Below are 15,079 nucleotides of genomic sequence, written 5' to 3' on the forward strand. Positions count from 1 at the left end.
GGTGGTAGAATCGCCGCGAGAGAGTGGGTTTCGGGGGTTACCGCCGAAACCGGAGGTCGCGCGGGGACTGACCCCGAGTCGGAGTCACGCGGCGCGGAGAACGACGGCGTCGACGACGGTGAGGTCGTTGCCGGCGGCGACGGCTTCGCCGGTCAGGAGGTCCCTCGTCTCGACGGCCTCGTCCAACGAGACCGTCGCGGCGTCGGCGCCGAAGTTGAGCACGACCACGTACCGACCGTTCTCGTCTTCACGCGCGTAAGCGGTCACCGCGTCTGCGTCGCCGGCGACGACGTCGTACCCGACGGCTTCGACGCTGCCGTCGCGCAGCGCCGGCGTCTCCGCTCGGAGCGACGCGAGGGCGCGGTGGAACGCCGTGAGGTCGGCGTCGCCGTCGTGCCAGCGCATCGGGCCGCGCTGCTCGGGGACGCCGCGCTCCTGCCCGTAGTAGATCATCGGCGCGCCGGGGACGGTGAACGTCGCCGCGGCGGCCGCGCGCAGCGACGCTTCGCCGCACTCGTCGACGTAGCGGCCCTCGTCGTGGTTCTCGACGTAGCGGAGGTGAACCGCCGAGTCGGGAAAGCCCGCCCACGTCGCGTCGTCGAGCGCGTCGAGCACGGCGTCGGCGGTTCTCTCGCCCGAACCGATGGCGCGCAGCGTCTCGTACAGCGTCGTGTCGTAGTGCATGTGGAACTCGCCCTCGTGGTAGTCGGCGTCCCGCGGGATGGTCTCGTCCAGGAGCAGGAAGTCGTCGGGGACGCGGTCGTTGACCTCCTTCCAGAAGGCGTGCGAGACGCCCCACGCCACGTCGCAGCGGAAGCCGTCGACGACGCCGGCCCACTCGTCGACGACGTCGAGCATCCACGAGCGGACGGAAAGCGAGTCGTAGTTCAGATTCGGGATGCGCTGCCAGTTGAAGTAGTACTCTGGAATATCGTCGCCGTCTCGGAGGCTAGCCCAGTCGACGTCGACGACGTTTCGGTCGGCGTCGACGCGGCGGAAGTGGTCGGCGTACTCCTCGACGCCCGCTGCGTGCAGCTGGAACGCGGGGTGGTCCCGCGAGGTGTGGTTGACGACGAGGTCGAAGACGACCCTGATATCCGCTTCGTGACAGCGGTCGACGAGCGACTCGAACGCCTCGCGCGACCCGAGGTCCGAGGCGGTGTCGAAGTAGTCGGTGATGTGATAGCCGTGCGTCGTCGGACTGGCGAGCACCGGCGTCAGCCAGAGACAGTCGACGTTCAAGGATTCGAGGTACTCGACGCGGCGCTCTATCTCGGCGAACGTCGTCGGGAGCGTCTCGCCCGCGAACGAGCGGACGAATATCTCGTACACCGTCGGCGTCTCGGCCCACTCGGGCGGGTCGTTCGGCCGGGTGGCGGCGACGGACTCCGAACCGGTCGCGTCGAGGACGACGGTGTCGCCGATGCTGCGGCGTTCGCCGGCGGTGACGGCGTGGATTCGGGCGCGATGCGGAAGCGCGTCGATGGGGACGCGGAGCTCTCGGTCGTCGATTTCTACGTCGCCCTCCGTGAGCTCGTCGCGGCCGTCGAGGTGGAACTCGACGGGGAGGTCGCCGTCCGAAAAGTCGCTGTCGGGGGCGCTCCTCGGCGTCGCGGTGACGACCGCCTCGTCGCCGTCGACGCGCGCGTCGAGTCGGATACGCGGGCGTCCCGAGCCGTCGACCTCGACGCTGGTTCGGACGCCCTCCGCGAGGTCGTCCCCGACGGAGAAGGCGGCGGTGTGTTCGCCCGGCAGCAAGCGCGCGTCGAGCACGTAGTCGTCGCCGACGCGGCGCGGGCGCTCCGTCGCCATCAGGTGGTTGTTGAACGGTCCGCTAACCGAGATGGGAGTGTCGTCCAGTTCCGACTCGGGGAGCGGGAGGTCCTCGACGGCGACCGAGAACTGCGCGGCGCGGCGTTCGTCGGGGAACGCGCGAACCGTCAGTTCGTGGACGCCGTCGGGGGCGTCGAGTTCGACGGTGTACGCGCCGGGGGCGTCCGGGTGGAAGTGGACGACGGGGCCAGTCTCGTCGGCTTCGTCGCCGTCCGCCGCCGGATAGCCCGCCGGCGTGCCGACGGGGATGCTCGCGCCCGCGTCGAACGCGCTCTCCTCGGGCGCGGCGGCGACGGTCCAGCGGTACGACGCCGTCGGGTCGGGGTTTCGCGGGGCGAGTTCGACGGATTCACCGACCGAGACGAAACGCGGCGGACCGGGATGGTGCATACAGGGGAGACGAGTGAGAGCGTATCACTGTTGCGCTTCGCTCGAAAACTGTGAACAACAATTACACCAAGAGTTATTACCCCGGCGCGGCGTCACACTCTCGATGCAACTCCGCGACGCCCTCGACGACTACAAACGACACGAGGGTCACGACACGCGATTTCCGGGCGAGCGCCGGTCGACGACGGGTCTGTTCTCCGGATTCGGCGGCCGGCTCGTCCACGTCGAGCGCGACGGGTCGCTCCGGGACTTCGGCTACCCGCTGACCGGGCGTAACGGAATCGACCGAAGTCGTCTCGGTCTCCGCGTCGACGACGAGGTCCACTGGTTCGCCGCCGACGCGACCGTCTCGCAGACGTATCACGACGGGACGGCGCTCGTCGTCACCGAGCGCGAGACGCCCGCCGGAACGCTCACGCAGTACGACCTCACCATCGACGACGCGCACGTGACGCACCTCGAACTCGACGGGGAGGGTGAAAGCGTCGAACTCGTCGCCTACGTGGGTCTCGCGCCGAACGCGCAGGACACCCGAATCGGCCAACTCCGCCACGAGAACGCCGTCGAGCTGTACCACACGACCGAGCACGACTTCGTCGGCAGCGCGACCGGTTTCTCGGACCTCCACGGGCAGGTGCCCGCGCGCTTCGCCGAGGTACTGGACGAGGTGGCGGTCGACCTCCCCCGTCCGGTCTCCGAGGACCGCTACGAGGAGGACCGACTCAGCGGCGACCTCGTCGCGTTCCTCCCGTTCGAGTCCGGCAGCACGACGCTCGTGACGCTTCTGACCGACGAGCACGCGACCGACCGCGAGGCGGCGCTCGGTCGGTTGGACGAACTCACGGCGGCGTACGTCGACGCCGACTCGCTCCGGCGGACCGCCGACGCGGAGGCGCTTCCGGTTCCCGACGACGCGCCGAACCCCGAGGCGGTGGCGGGGGACGTCCGCGTTCTCCGACTGCTCTCGGCGGAGACCGGCCTCCGCATCGCCGGCCCCGACTTCGACCCTTACTACGCCCACTCTGGAGGATACGGCTACACCTGGTTCCGCGACGACGCCGAGATTTCGCTGTTCGTCGACGAGGCATCGGAGTACGTCGGACTGGACCTCGACTCGTGGACCGACCGCAGCGTCCGGGCGTACCTGCTCACCCAACAGCGCGACGGAACGTGGCCGCATCGCGTCTGGCCCCGCGACGGCACGCTCGCGCCCGGCTGGGCGAACGGCCGCCTCGAAGCGGGCGACGGCCTCGACTATCAGGCCGACCAGACCGGCAGCGTCGTCACGTTCCTGGCGTCGGTCGTCGACGACGTGGACGCCGACCTCCGCGAGGAGCTCGTGGCGGCGCTCGACGACGCCGTCGGCGGTCTCGACGACACGCTCGCGGCCGACGGCCGACCCATCGCTTGCCAGAACGCCTGGGAGGACGCGAGCGGCAGGTTCAGCCACACCGCGGCGACGTTCCTCGAAGCGTACGCTGCCGTCGCCGACGCCGACGCCGACCTCTCCGCGGAGACGACGGCGCACGCGAAGGAGCAGGCCGACCGCATCTACGAGGCGCTCGACGACCTCTGGGTCGAAAACCGCGACATCTACGCGCTCCGCGAGTGCGAGGAAGCCGACGAGGCGGAAGGGTTCGGGGCGGGCGACCTCGACCCCCGATACGACTCGGCGACGCTGGCGCTGGCGGCCGCACACCGCCAGTACGCCCGCGTCGGCGAGGTGGACGAGAAGCGGCTCGACCGCCTCGCCTCGCACGTCGAGAACACCGTCGAGGGACTCTGGTCGGACCCCGACGAGAGCGAAGTGCGCGGCCTCGTCCGCTACGAGGGCGACGGCTGGCGACAGCGCGAACAGGGTCACGAGAAGATCTGGTCGGTCTCGACGGCGTGGGGTGCACACGCCGCCGCGTGCACCGCGGCGCTGCTCGGTGCGTACGACGATAACCGGACGGAAGCGTTCGAGGCGATGACCGAGGAGTTGCTGTCGCTCGTCCTCCCGGACGGACCGCTCTGCATGGAGACGGGCTACCTGCCCGAACAGGTGTTCGACGACGGCACGCCCGACAGCGCGACGCCGCTGGGGTGGCCCCACGCGCTCCGGCTGGCGACGGTTGCGCTGGCTGACCAACTCGGCATCGACGTAGGTGCACCTGCGGCGACGCTCGCCGACTGAACTACGGCTACGTTCGCTATCTGAACGTCGCAACTGCGTTCGCCGACCGAACGGCACGGCTACGATAGGTTCTGTTTTTGCCGAGTCGAGAAACGAAGAGAACTGGACTCCGAGTACTTCCGAAGCTACGCCGACGGGGTCGTAACCGTCTCCGTCTGCTCCCGATACGTCAGCGATTCGCCGGTGCTGTCGTCGAAGAGATGGATGTCGTTCTCGTCGAATGTGATAGCGACGGTGTCGTCGGGTTCGGGTTCGACGTCGGAGTCGACGCGGGCGATGAAGTCGGCCGCGAGGTCCAAGTAGAGGTAGTTGTCGCTGCCGATGGGTTCGACGACTTCGACGGTCGTCCGAATCCCCTCTGCGGCGTCGGCGACGTACACGTCCTCCGGGCGGATGCCGAACGAGAGTCGGTCGCCGTCGGCGACACTCGGGTAGTCGGCGGCGTCGAGGCGGTAGTCGAAGCGGCCCGACTCGTCTTCGAGACGGACGCTGTTGCCGGAGACGCTCGCGCGAACCTCGATGAAGTTCATCGACGGCGACCCGACGAACCCGCCGACGAACTTGTTGGCGGGGTTCTCGTAGACGTCCTTCGGCGCACCGACCTGCTGGAGTCTGCCGTCCTTCAGGATGACGATACGGTCACCCATCGTCATCGCCTCCTCCTGGTCGTGGGTGACGTAGATGGAGGTGGTCGCGAGGTCGTTCTGGAGGCGCTGAATCTCGGTGCGCATCGTCGTTCGGAGTTTGGCGTCCAGGTTCGAAAGCGGTTCGTCGAAGAGGAACACGTCGGGTTCGCGGACGATGGCGCGACCGAGCGCGACCCGCTGTTTCTGCCCGCCCGAGAGCTCGTTCGGGCGGTCGTCTAGCAGTTCCTCGATGCCCATCATCTCGGCCGTCTCGCGGACGCGTTCGTGTCGCTCGTCCTTCGAGAGGTCGGTGCTCATCCGGAGGCCGAACGCCATGTTCTGGCGGACGGTCTTGTGCGGGTAGAGCGCGTAGTTCTGGAACACCATCGCCACGTCGCGCTTGCGGGCGTGGACGTTCGTCACGTCCTCGTCGTCGATGGTGATTCGGCCCGAGGTCGGTCGCTCTAAGCCCGCGAGCATCCGCAGCGTCGTCGACTTCCCGCACCCCGAGGGGCCGACCACGGTGACGAACTCGCCGTCCGAAACGTCGAGGGAGACGTCGTCGACGGCGACGATCTGGCCGCTGTCGAACTCCTTTCTGAGAGCGTCGAGCGTTACAGTTCCCATTGTCTCCACGAGTGGAGAGCCGGCGGTATAGTTCTTACTCTCGAATCGGAATTTGTGACGCATAATTTCGTAGTAGATTAGGACCGGCCGGTGAGGCCGCCGCTATTTTTCCGCCGCCATGGTGGATACAATTTGGTGTTTTCCGAGTTTTCGCCCGGTTTGAAGCTTGTATAACGATTATGTTAACAGTCGCACCGCATCCGAAGATTTAAGGTTTGAACTACTTATTCCTCTCATATTCATCCATGACAATGGACCGCAGAACCATGCTGAAGAACCTCGGCGTCGCCGGCGGTATCGGCGCGCTCGCGGGTTGCGTCGGTGTACAGGAACAGGGCGAGACGGACTCCTCCGGCGGCGACGGAAACAGTTCGGGGGACGGGTCGTCTGACTCCTCGGGGTCGAGCGACTCGGGACCGTCGGGTGAGGCGACGGTCTGGTACTCGCTGCCGGAGTCCGAGAAGGACGAGCGCGAGGAGGCGATCCAGCAGTTCGAAGACCAGACGAACCACAGCGTCAGCTACTCCGACATCTCCGACATGGAGCAGAAGACGACGAGCGCCATCCCGGCCGGACAGGGGCCGCACACGTTCGAGTGGGCCCACGACTGGGTCGGCGACTACTCCGAGCGCGGGTTCATCGTCGACCAGAGCGACCAGTTGAACGTCGACCTCGGTCAGTTCACCGAGGCCGCCGCCGACGCCGCCCAGTTCGACGGCAACGTCTACGGCCTCCCGCACGACGCGGAGACGGTGACGCTCATCTACAACACCGACATCGTCGACGAAGCGCCCGAGACGGTCGCCGACATGACGTCGGTGATGGAGGAGTACCACGACCCGGCGAACAACCAGTACGGACTCGGTTACCCCTTCGCCGACCCGTACTTCCTCAGCGCGTGGCTGCAGGCGTTCGACGGCTACCTCTTCGACCCCGAGCAGGACGACCCGCTCGGCGTCGACAAGGCCGAGACCATCGAGGGTGCGCAGTTCGCCGTCGACAACTTCGTCCCCTACATGCCGAACGACCCGGTGTACGAGCCGCAGGCCTCGGCGTTCGCGGAGGGTAACGCCGCCTTCGCTATCAACGGCCCGTGGTATCTCGCGACGCTCAACGAGAAGGGCGTCAACTACGAAGTCACGACGCTTCCGACCCCCGAAGGCGGCAGCCCCACCCCGTACACGGGTATCACGATGTGGTACTTCGCGTCGGGGATGGAAGACGGCGGCGACGACGCCGTCGCTGCGCGCGAGTTCATCGAGTGGTACGTCACGAACGAGGAGCTCCTCCTGGAGAACGCCGAAAACCAGGGCAGCATCCCGGTGCTCCAGAGCCTCGTCGAGGGCGACGAACTGCCCGCCACCGTGCAGGCGTTCTCCGAGGCGGTCCAGCAGGGCGTCCCGATGCCGACCGACCCCCGGATGAACCAGGTGTGGGACCCCGTGAAGAACGCGCTCACGAAGATGTTCAACGGCGACGCCGAGCCGGAACCGGCGATGAACCAGGCGGCGAACGAGATCCGCAGTAACTGGGAGTAACTGAACAGATGAGCACCGTGTCACGCGTCGCCAGCCGCGTCGAGGACGTCCCGTTCCTCGACAAGCGAGACGCGTCGCTGCTGTTCGTGCTGCCGGGGCTGTTCGTCTTCTCGGCGTTCATGCTGTTCCCGGTGCTGTACCTCGTCGGCATCTCCTTCACGAACGCCGAACCGGGGAACCTCTTCGCGGGCGAGGGCGCCCTGGCGGTGTTGACGTTCGGCGAGGCGACGTTCGTCGGGCTGGAGAACTACGCGACAGTCCTCACCGACCCGACGTTCTGGAACTCGTTCGGCATCACGTGGCTGTTCGTCGCGACGAGCGTCACGTTGAAACTCGTCTTGAGCATCAGCATCGCGCTCGTCGTCACCGGCAAGCGCGTGCGGGGCAAGCGCTTCATGCGCTCGCTCATCATCCTGCCGATGGGCCTGCCGGCCATCTTCACCATCACGGTGTGGCGCGGCATCTTCAGCTCCGCGGAGTTCGGCCTCGCAAACCAGGTGCTTCGTTCGCTCGGCATGGGAACGGTCTCGTGGCTCAGCGAGCGGTGGATGGCGTTCGTCGCCTACAACATCACCGAGGCGTGGCTCGCCTACCCGTTCATGGTCATCATCACCGTCAGCGCCCTGCAGGACGTGCCGGACGAACTGCACGAGGCGGCGATGGTCGACGGCGCGAGCTACCTCTCTCGGTTCTTCCACGTGACGCTCCCGTCGATAAAGCGACCGGTGCTCTTCGCGTCGATTCTGACGGCGGCGGCGTCGTTCCAGCAGTTCCTCATCCCCTACGTGTTCAACGAGGGCGGACCGGCGCGGGCGAACGAGCTCATCGTCGTCTACGGCTACCGTGAGGCGTTCTCCTTCGCCGCCTACGGCGAGGGGGCGGCCATCTCCATCATCGCCGTCGCGTTCATCGGCGCGTTCATGTGGCTGAACGTCAAGCGCGGCCGACTCGCAGACGGGGTGAGCGACTCGTGAGCCTCCTGAGCGGCATCGCCCGCAAACTGAAGGAGGACACCCGGAACGTCGCCATGACGCCGGTCGAGACGGCCCGCGACGCGAAGTACACCGTCGAGGGCGTCCGCCGGGGGGAGATTCCGCCGTCGAAACCGCTGAAAACGGTCGGGTCGACGCTCGGCGCGCTCGTGCTCGTCGCCGGGCTGATGTTCCCCATCTACTGGATTCTGATGGCGGCGCTCTCCGGTTCGGGCGGCTCCATCTACTCGTCGGGCGGACTCCGGTTGCTCCCGGAGAACCCGTCGCTGCAGCCGTTCATCTGGGTCATCGGCGACCTCATCGTCCCCGGCTACTCCATCAGTCTCAACGTTCCGTTGAGCGACCTCGCGGTCGTGTTCAACACGCCGGAGATAACGTTCCTCGACGCCTCCGACTACGGCGTCGACCGCCCGTCGGAGTTCAAGCAGTTCTTCTGGAACAGCCTCACCGTCTCGATTCCGACGGTCATCATCGCGATGTGTCTCATCGTGCCGGCGTCGTACGCGCTGTCGCGCCGCGAGTTCATCTTCCGCCGGAAGATTCTGTTCACCTACGTCCTGTTGACGCAGGTCGGCGGCGGACTCGGCATCGCGCTGCTCATCGGTCTGTACGCGGTGTACGTCCAGGTCGGACTCAACGACAGCAAACTCGCGCTCGCCGTCTACTACGCGGCGACGGCGGTGCCGTTCAACACGTGGCTCTTGAAGACGTACATGGACGGCATCCCCGTCTCCTACGAGGAGGCGGCCGTCGTCGACGGCGCGCCGCCGTGGCGCGTCGTCACGGAGGTCATCGTCCCGCTGTCGGCGGCGGGGCTGGCGACCGTGTTCATCTTCGTCTTCCTGACGGGGTGGACGGAGTTCGTCGTCGCGCAGACGCTGCTCGGCACGGACAACTACACGCTGCCGGTGGGACTGTTCTCGCTCATCAGCGAGTACTCCATCCCGTGGGCGCGGTTCTCGGCGTTCGCGCTGACGTTCGCCGCACCCATCATGCTCGTCTATCTGTTCGCCCAGCGCTACATCGAGGGCGGCCTGTCGTTCAGCGGCATGGAAGGGTAAGCGGACGAATCCGCGGTCCACATTCGTTTTTCACGTTACGACGCCACGACACCGAGAAGCGACCGTGTCGGCTCTATCCGGGTGCTCGAAAACGGAACTCCGTCACCGGTCGCTCAGCAGGAACCGAAGCGCGTCGGGCAGTCTGTCGGCCCACGCGTCCTCGTGGTGAACCGCCTCGTCGTCGACGACGAAGCGGAGTTCGTCCTCGTCGTAGCCTTTTCTCGCGCAGCAGTTCGACCATCCGCTCGGCGTCCTCGACGTACTCTCGCGTCCGCTCGGGGTCGTCGGGTCGCTCGTCGCCACCGACGTCGAAGTACAGTTTCCCCGAAAAGTACGTCCGCGCGTCGACGTAGTCGAATATCTCGCGGTTCCACCAGAACGCGGGGCTCATCACGCCCGCGAAGCCGAACGTCTGAGCCTGCTCGAAGTAGCCGTAGAGGCTGACGAGGCCGCCGAGCGACGACCCCATCAGACCGGTGGAGTCGCGGTCGGTCCGGGTTCGGAACTCCCGGTCGATGGCGGGTTTGAGCTCCGAGACGAGAAAGTCGAGATACGCGTCGGCGTCGCCGCCGCCGAATTTCTCGTGTTCGTGCGGCGTGTACTCGTTACGCCGGTTATCAGTGCCGTGTGGAACCGCGACGACGATGACTTCGATTCCCTCCTCGCTCAGTCGCTGCATCGTCTCGTCGACGCGCCACTCGCCGTCGTTGCTCGTGCGTTCGTCGAAGAGGTTCTGCCCGTCGTGCATGTAGAGCACGGGGTAGTCGGCGTCGCTCCCGCGGTACGACGGCGGGAGGTAGGCGGAGACGCGCCGCGCCGGCAGTTTCGGCGAGTCGGGGTCGAGTTCCTCGGAGACGAGCACGTCGCCGACGACGGTGTGGTCGTCGGTCAGGTCGTACGAGTGCCACTCGGGGTCGGCGTTCATGCGCGGGGATTCGGCGGAGACTTCCTAACGAGTGTCGATGCGGCGAGAACTGTGAGCGACTCCAATGTGTCGAAACCACCGCCCGAGGGGTGTGACTCACCCGCACGCGGACCGCTCGGATTCGAAGTTCTTAAACGGCGATGACGGGAAGTACGGACAACTCGCTGGACGACGGGCCGCCAGCGGGCACCCGACCCCGCCGCACGGCGGACGGGACGAAATGTGGCTTCCGGGGCCTCGCGCCTCGAACGGCTGAATCGCAAGCGCCCGTGGTGATACACGATGGCAAAAAGCTTCTACTCACACATCCGCGAAGCCTGGCAGACCCCCGGCGACGGCAAACTCGCCGAGCTCCAGTGGCAGCGAAAACAGGAATGGCGTCGACAGGGCGCTATCGAACGAATCGAGCGACCGACGCGACTCGACAAAGCCCGCGAACTCGGCTACAAGGCCAAGCAGGGTATCGTCGTCGTGCGCGTCTCGGTCCGCAAGGGTAACGCCCGCAAGCGCCGCCACAAGGCGGGTCGCCGCTCGAAGCGCCAGGGCGTCAACCGCATCGGTCGACGCAAGAGCATCCAGCGCATCGCCGAGGAGCGCGCCTCCCGGAAGTACGTCAACCTCCGCCTGCTCAACTCCTACTGGGTCGGCGAGGACGGGTCGCAGAAGTGGTTCGAGATGATCCTCGTGGACCCGAACCACCCCGCGATTCAGAACGACGACGACCTCAACTGGATCTGCTCGGACAAGCACAAAGGCCGCGCCTTCCGCGGCCTCTCCAACGAGGGCAAGAAGAACCGCGGCCTCAACAACCGCGGCAAAGGTACCGAGCACAACCGTCCCAGCGTCACCAGCGGCAAGAGCCGCGGCAAGTAACGCTCGCCCGCTCTCCGCCGGACGCGCAACCTCTCGATTCTCCCGTTTATCGCCGGTCGGAGCGACCGCTCTCGGGCCGTCGGCCCGCGAAGCGTCGACGCTCGGCGAAAAAGAGATGCCGGTTACTCGACCGTGTCGACCGTCTCGGCGGGTTCGGCCGCGTCGCCGGTTCGCGTCTCCTCCGTCGGGTCGGCGAGCGTCGACGCCGACGGGTGGGCCCGCTTTCCGCTCCCGAGAATCGCTAGCGCCGCGCCGAGCAGCGCCGCGTTCTTCAGGAACGCGTTTCGTTCGTTCGTGCGGTCGTCGTCTTCCATGTTCCAGAAGTCGTGGATCGTCGGCGTGACGCCCGCGAGGAACGCGGCGACACCGGCCGCCGCCAGACGGGGGAACTTCCACAGTGCGATGCCGACGCCGCCGGCGACCAGTGCGCCGCTCGACGCCGGGACCAAAATATTCGCGTTCGGCACTTCTTTGGCCTCGGCGTAGGCGATGCGTCCGCTCATCTCCTGGAGGTTCTTCACGCCCATGTACGCCAGCAAGCCGCCGAACAGCGTCCGACCGAGGGCGAACACCAGTCGCCCGACCGCGCTACCGACGCTCATTCGTCGCCGCTCCTGTCGGAACCGATATCACTTTCGTTAGTAATGTACATTTCGTTCATACATACGGGCCGCGGATGAATAACCGTTGCTTCGTCGGAAGGAAAGTCGGGTACCGAAGGCGGTTCGTTCAGAGCAGAATCACCAGCAGCGACGACCCGACGAGGGCGACGTGCGAGGCGGCGTGACCGACCATCGCGGCTTCGAGGCTCTTTCGCCAGAACAGCCACCCGAACGCGACGCCGCCGACGGCGTTGAGCAGTACCGTTCGCGCGACGAGTCCGGCGCTCACCGGGATGCCGAGCGAATCGGCGGTTCCGAGAAGCGCCGGCAGGTGCCCGAGGCCGAAGGCGACGGCGGCGACGAGGATACCGGTCCAGACGACCCGCTCGGAGGGCCCGACACCGGTTCCGAGCACTCGCCACGCGAGGTAGACGAGAAGCGAGACGAACCCCCAGCGCAGCAGTAACTCCTCGACGATGCCGCCGTAGAGAAACCGGAGCGGCACCGTCGCCAGCAGCGCCCCGACGGAGGGCGTGCCGCCACCTCTCTGAAGTTGTGCGACTTCCGGGACGAACAGCGCAGCGACCGCGTCCAACCCGACGATACCGATTCCGACAGCGAGACCGACGACGACGGCAGTCGGTAGTTCGGGGCGGAGATTCGAGCGCACCGGCGTCCCGCGCGCGACGCGCTCGTCGACGTGCGAGCGAAACCCGGCGCGAGGCGCGCAGTACGTCCCGACGACGACGGCCACGAGCAGCAACAGCGTGTTCGGAATCAGCGAAGCGACGACCAGAAGCGGAAGCGGCAGGTCGACACCGGGCGGCGACGGCGTCGTGCCCAACTGGGTCGCGACAGTCACCCCGAGCGCTGCGATACCGAGGAGACCGAGCGCGAACAGTGCGAGAGCGCGGCGGAGAAACGAACCGCGGCCGGAGTCGACGGGCGACGTGTCGTCGGCCGGCGCCGAGTCCGGTGGCGAGGACATGCGCGACTGTGGTTCACCGTCGGTGATAAATGGGGAGGGACGGAGCGTCGACGGGAGGCGCGTTAGCCCCGAAGCGCGCGGACGAGGTAGCCGATAGCCGCGCCGAACAGCGCGAGGTTCTTCATGAACTGGATCTGCTGGTCCTGTCTCCCCTCGTCTTCGTCGAGGGTCCAGAAGTCGTGCATCGTCGGCGTGACGCCCGCGAGGAACGCCGCCGCCGCGCCCGCGGCGAGCGCCGGCAGCCGCCAGAGCGCGATTCCAATCCCGCCGAAGACGGCCATCCCGCTGGCGAACGGCACCAGTTTCTCTGCGTTCGGCACGCCCTTCGACTCGGCGTACTGCACCGTCTCGTCGAGGCTCTGGAAGTTCGTCGCCGCCATGAAGCCGAGCGTGGCGCCGAACAGCAGACGGCCGAGCAGAAACGGCTTCTCGGTCGCCGTCGCCGACGACGCCCTCTCCGGTCGTTCGTCCCCCGACTCCGTCGTCGCCTCGTCGTGCGAGTGCAGTTCGAGCAGACTCATACGGACGGTACCGCGTGCGTAGTGTTACCTACTGTCCGGTTGTGTGAGTTGCGCGTCAAACCGCCGGCGTCGAACGCCGAATCGCGTGCGACGGGCTCCCGCACCCTTATGTCCGCCAACCGCAAATGCCCAGCTATGAGCGACCTCTCTCTGGACGCGACGCAGTTGGACCGCTACTCGCGGCACATCATCATGGACGAGGTGGGTCCCGAGGGGCAGAAGAAACTGCTCGACGGGCGCGCGCTCGTCGTCGGCGCGGGCGGCCTCGGCGCGCCGGTCATCCAGTATCTCGCCGCCGCGGGCGTCGGCCACCTCGGCGTCGCCGACGACGACGTGGTCGAGCGGTCGAACCTCCAGCGGCAGGTCATCCACGCCGACGCCGACGTGGGCGTGCCGAAAGTCGAGAGCGCCGCGAACTTCGTCGAGCGCCTCAACCCCGATGTGACCGTCGAACGGCACCACCTGCGCGTCGGCCCCGACAACGTCGAGGGGCTCGTCGCCGACTACGACGTGGTGGTCGACGCCTCCGACAACTTCCGGACGCGGTATCTCGTCAACGACGCCTGCCGCCTCGCCGGGATTCCGGTCGCCCACGGCGCCATCTACAAGTTCGAGGGACAGGCGACGACGCTCGTCCCCGGCGGCCCCTGCTACCGCTGTCTGTTCCCCGAAGCGCCCGAACCCGGCACCGTCCCCGACTGCGCGACGACGGGCGTCCTCGGCGTGCTCCCTGGAACGCTCGGCTGCATCCAGGCGACCGAGGCCGTCAAACTCCTCATCGACGCGGGCGAACCGCTCGCGGGGAGACTGCTGTTCTACGACGCGATGGAGATGAGCTTCGAGACGGTTCCCTACCGTCAGAACCCCGACTGTCCGGTCTGCGGCGACGACCCCATCGCCTCCGTCGACGAGGTGGAGTACACCGGCGGCTGTGCGGTGCAGGCGGACTGAGCGCTCTGTTTCCCTCGCGTCACCCGAACCCGAGCAGCCAGCGGACCGCCTCCGACCCAACGAGCAAGCCGCCTTCCGGACGAGTGAGTCGTCGTCCCGTCCAGAGCGCAATCGCCAACAGCGCCGTCAGCCCCGCGAGCCACAGCGCCCCGTCGAACGCGGCGGCGCTGGACGCGAGCGGTTGAATCGTCGCCGCGAGACCGAGGACGACGAGGACGTTCAGGAGGTTGCTCCCGAGGACGTTGCCGACGGAGACGCCGCTTCGACCGCGGGTGAGCGCGACGACCGAGACGGCGAGTTCCGGCGTCGACGTACCGACGGCGACCACCGTCGCGCCGATGACGTAGTCGGAGACGCCCGCGAACTGCGCGAGCGTGACCGCCGCGTCGACGAGCACCTGTCCGGCGACGACGACGAGGACGAGACCCCCGACGAGACGGAGCGCGTCGAAGCGTTTCGGCGGGTCCGCGTCGAGGCGTTCGGACCCCGTGCTGTCGGCGTAGCGCACCAGTATCACGACGTAGGCGACGTACGCCGCGAGCAGGCCCAGACCCTCGAGGCGGGAGACGGCACCGTCGAGGAGAACGAGCAGCAGCAGGGCGGTCGCACCCGAGACCGCCAGCACGTCGCGGTGGAGCACCCGCTGCGAGACGCGAATCAGCCGGACCAGCGAGACGAGACCGAGCACGACGGCGATGTTGTAGATGTTGCTGCCGACGACGTTGCCGACGGCGAGCACCGACCGCCCGGCGAGCGACGCCTCGACGGTGACGGCGATCTCGGGCAGCGAGGTGCCGACGGCGACGACGGTCAGACCGACGACGGTCGCAGAGACGCCGAAGCGGCGCGCGAGTCGGATGGCCGCCTCGACGAACTGCTCGGCACCGACCCAGAGCACGGCGACGGCGACGACGAACAGGACGAGCGACGTGAGGACAGTCGCGTTCACGTCGGAGAGATGTGTCGACGACGGTAT

Annotated in this window: 13 protein-coding genes; 6 read left to right on the forward strand and 7 right to left on the reverse strand. The window is 67.1% G+C overall.

What is annotated here, in order from left to right; all coding sequences use genetic code 11:
• Window positions 1–84: 84 nt before the first annotated feature.
• Window positions 85–2,223 (reverse strand): alpha-amylase family glycosyl hydrolase, encoded by a 2,139-nt coding sequence (locus DV709_RS06360; RefSeq protein ID WP_117592737.1) that lies wholly within the window; start codon window positions 2,221–2,223, stop codon window positions 85–87.
• A 103-nt stretch (window positions 2,224–2,326) separates the two neighbouring features.
• Here DV709_RS06360 and DV709_RS06365 point away from each other — a divergent pair, with 103 nt between their 5' ends.
• Window positions 2,327–4,399 (forward strand): glucan 1,4-alpha-glucosidase, encoded by a 2,073-nt coding sequence (locus DV709_RS06365; protein WP_117592739.1) that lies wholly within the window; start codon window positions 2,327–2,329, stop codon window positions 4,397–4,399.
• Window positions 4,400–4,524: 125 nt separating this feature from the next.
• Here DV709_RS06365 and DV709_RS06370 read toward each other — a convergent pair whose 3' ends face one another.
• Window positions 4,525–5,652 (reverse strand): ABC transporter ATP-binding protein, encoded by a 1,128-nt coding sequence (locus tag DV709_RS06370; RefSeq protein ID WP_117592741.1) that lies wholly within the window; start codon window positions 5,650–5,652, stop codon window positions 4,525–4,527.
• 245 nt (window positions 5,653–5,897) lie between these two features.
• Between DV709_RS06370 and DV709_RS06375 the strand changes: the two genes are divergently transcribed.
• Genes DV709_RS06375 through DV709_RS06385 form a run of 3 tightly spaced genes read left to right on the forward strand, consistent with a single transcriptional unit; the run spans window position 5,898 to window position 9,243 of the window.
• Window positions 5,898–7,190: an extracellular solute-binding protein gene (locus DV709_RS06375; protein WP_117592743.1), complete on the forward strand. Its 1,293-nt coding sequence runs from the start codon at window positions 5,898–5,900 to the stop codon at window positions 7,188–7,190.
• 8 nt (window positions 7,191–7,198) lie between these two features.
• Window positions 7,199–8,164, forward strand: a complete 966-nt coding sequence (locus DV709_RS06380) for a carbohydrate ABC transporter permease (protein WP_117592745.1) — start codon at window positions 7,199–7,201, stop codon at window positions 8,162–8,164.
• Entirely contained in the window at window positions 8,161–9,243 is a 1,083-nt protein-coding gene (locus DV709_RS06385) for a sugar ABC transporter permease (protein ID WP_117592747.1), read from the forward strand. Before DV709_RS06380 ends, DV709_RS06385 begins: the two co-directional genes overlap by 4 nt.
• 73 nt (window positions 9,244–9,316) lie before the next feature.
• Here the strand turns inward: DV709_RS06385 and DV709_RS06390 are convergent, their stop codons facing one another.
• On the reverse strand, window positions 9,317–10,168 hold the full coding sequence (locus DV709_RS06390; RefSeq protein ID WP_232819704.1) for an alpha/beta hydrolase: 852 nt from the start codon (window positions 10,166–10,168) through the stop codon (window positions 9,317–9,319).
• A 282-nt stretch (window positions 10,169–10,450) separates the two neighbouring features.
• Here DV709_RS06390 and DV709_RS06395 point away from each other — a divergent pair, with 282 nt between their 5' ends.
• Window positions 10,451–11,041: a 50S ribosomal protein L15e gene (locus tag DV709_RS06395; RefSeq protein ID WP_117592750.1), complete on the forward strand. Its 591-nt coding sequence runs from the start codon at window positions 10,451–10,453 to the stop codon at window positions 11,039–11,041.
• 122 nt (window positions 11,042–11,163) lie between these two features.
• Here the strand turns inward: DV709_RS06395 and DV709_RS06400 are convergent, their stop codons facing one another.
• The 3 genes from DV709_RS06400 to DV709_RS06410 all read right to left on the reverse strand — a co-directional run bounded on the left by DV709_RS06400 (window position 11,164) and on the right by DV709_RS06410 (window position 13,152).
• Window positions 11,164–11,643 carry a DoxX family membrane protein gene (locus DV709_RS06400; protein WP_117592752.1) on the reverse strand — a complete coding sequence of 160 codons (480 nt, stop codon included), beginning with the start codon at window positions 11,641–11,643 and terminating at the stop codon, window positions 11,164–11,166.
• Window positions 11,644–11,770: 127 nt separating this feature from the next.
• The gene (locus tag DV709_RS06405; RefSeq protein WP_117592754.1) at window positions 11,771–12,631 is read right to left on the reverse strand and encodes a CPBP family intramembrane glutamic endopeptidase; all 861 of its coding nucleotides are present in this window, start codon (window positions 12,629–12,631) and stop codon (window positions 11,771–11,773) included.
• Window positions 12,632–12,693: 62 nt separating this feature from the next.
• Window positions 12,694–13,152, reverse strand: a complete 459-nt coding sequence (locus tag DV709_RS06410; protein ID WP_117592757.1) for a DoxX family membrane protein — start codon at window positions 13,150–13,152, stop codon at window positions 12,694–12,696.
• A gap of 135 nt (window positions 13,153–13,287) precedes the next feature.
• On the opposite strand from DV709_RS06410, the gene ubaA reads away from it, so the two are divergent.
• The gene (ubaA, locus tag DV709_RS06415; protein WP_117592760.1) at window positions 13,288–14,103 is read left to right on the forward strand and encodes an SAMP-activating enzyme E1; all 816 of its coding nucleotides are present in this window, start codon (window positions 13,288–13,290) and stop codon (window positions 14,101–14,103) included.
• Between the two features lie 19 nt (window positions 14,104–14,122).
• Here the strand turns inward: ubaA and DV709_RS06420 are convergent, their stop codons facing one another.
• The gene (locus DV709_RS06420) at window positions 14,123–15,052 is read right to left on the reverse strand and encodes a calcium/sodium antiporter (RefSeq protein WP_117592762.1); all 930 of its coding nucleotides are present in this window, start codon (window positions 15,050–15,052) and stop codon (window positions 14,123–14,125) included.
• Window positions 15,053–15,079: the final 27 nt, after the last annotated feature.

It is taken from the genome of Haloprofundus halophilus (assembly GCF_003439925.1).
GTDB lineage: Archaea > Halobacteriota > Halobacteria > Halobacteriales > Haloferacaceae > Haloprofundus > Haloprofundus halophilus.

What these genes read in the sequence shown, in the direction of transcription:
- DV709_RS06360 (WP_117592737.1), bottom strand. Translation starts at nt 2,223, where the DNA reads ATGCACCATCCCGGTCCGCCGCGTTTCGTCTCGGTCGGTGAATCCGTC.
- DV709_RS06365 (WP_117592739.1), top strand. Translation starts at nt 2,327, where the DNA reads ATGCAACTCCGCGACGCCCTCGACGACTACAAACGACACGAGGGTCAC.
- DV709_RS06370 (WP_117592741.1), bottom strand. Translation starts at nt 5,652, where the DNA reads ATGGGAACTGTAACGCTCGACGCTCTCAGAAAGGAGTTCGACAGCGGC.
- DV709_RS06375 (WP_117592743.1), top strand. Translation starts at nt 5,898, where the DNA reads ATGACAATGGACCGCAGAACCATGCTGAAGAACCTCGGCGTCGCCGGC.
- DV709_RS06380 (WP_117592745.1), top strand. Translation starts at nt 7,199, where the DNA reads ATGAGCACCGTGTCACGCGTCGCCAGCCGCGTCGAGGACGTCCCGTTC.
- DV709_RS06390 (WP_232819704.1), bottom strand. Translation starts at nt 10,168, where the DNA reads ATGAACGCCGACCCCGAGTGGCACTCGTACGACCTGACCGACGACCAC.
- DV709_RS06395 (WP_117592750.1), top strand. Translation starts at nt 10,451, where the DNA reads ATGGCAAAAAGCTTCTACTCACACATCCGCGAAGCCTGGCAGACCCCC.
- DV709_RS06400 (WP_117592752.1), bottom strand. Translation starts at nt 11,643, where the DNA reads ATGAGCGTCGGTAGCGCGGTCGGGCGACTGGTGTTCGCCCTCGGTCGG.
- DV709_RS06405 (WP_117592754.1), bottom strand. Translation starts at nt 12,631, where the DNA reads ATGTCCTCGCCACCGGACTCGGCGCCGGCCGACGACACGTCGCCCGTC.
- DV709_RS06410 (WP_117592757.1), bottom strand. Translation starts at nt 13,152, where the DNA reads ATGAGTCTGCTCGAACTGCACTCGCACGACGAGGCGACGACGGAGTCG.
- ubaA (WP_117592760.1), top strand. Translation starts at nt 13,288, where the DNA reads ATGAGCGACCTCTCTCTGGACGCGACGCAGTTGGACCGCTACTCGCGG.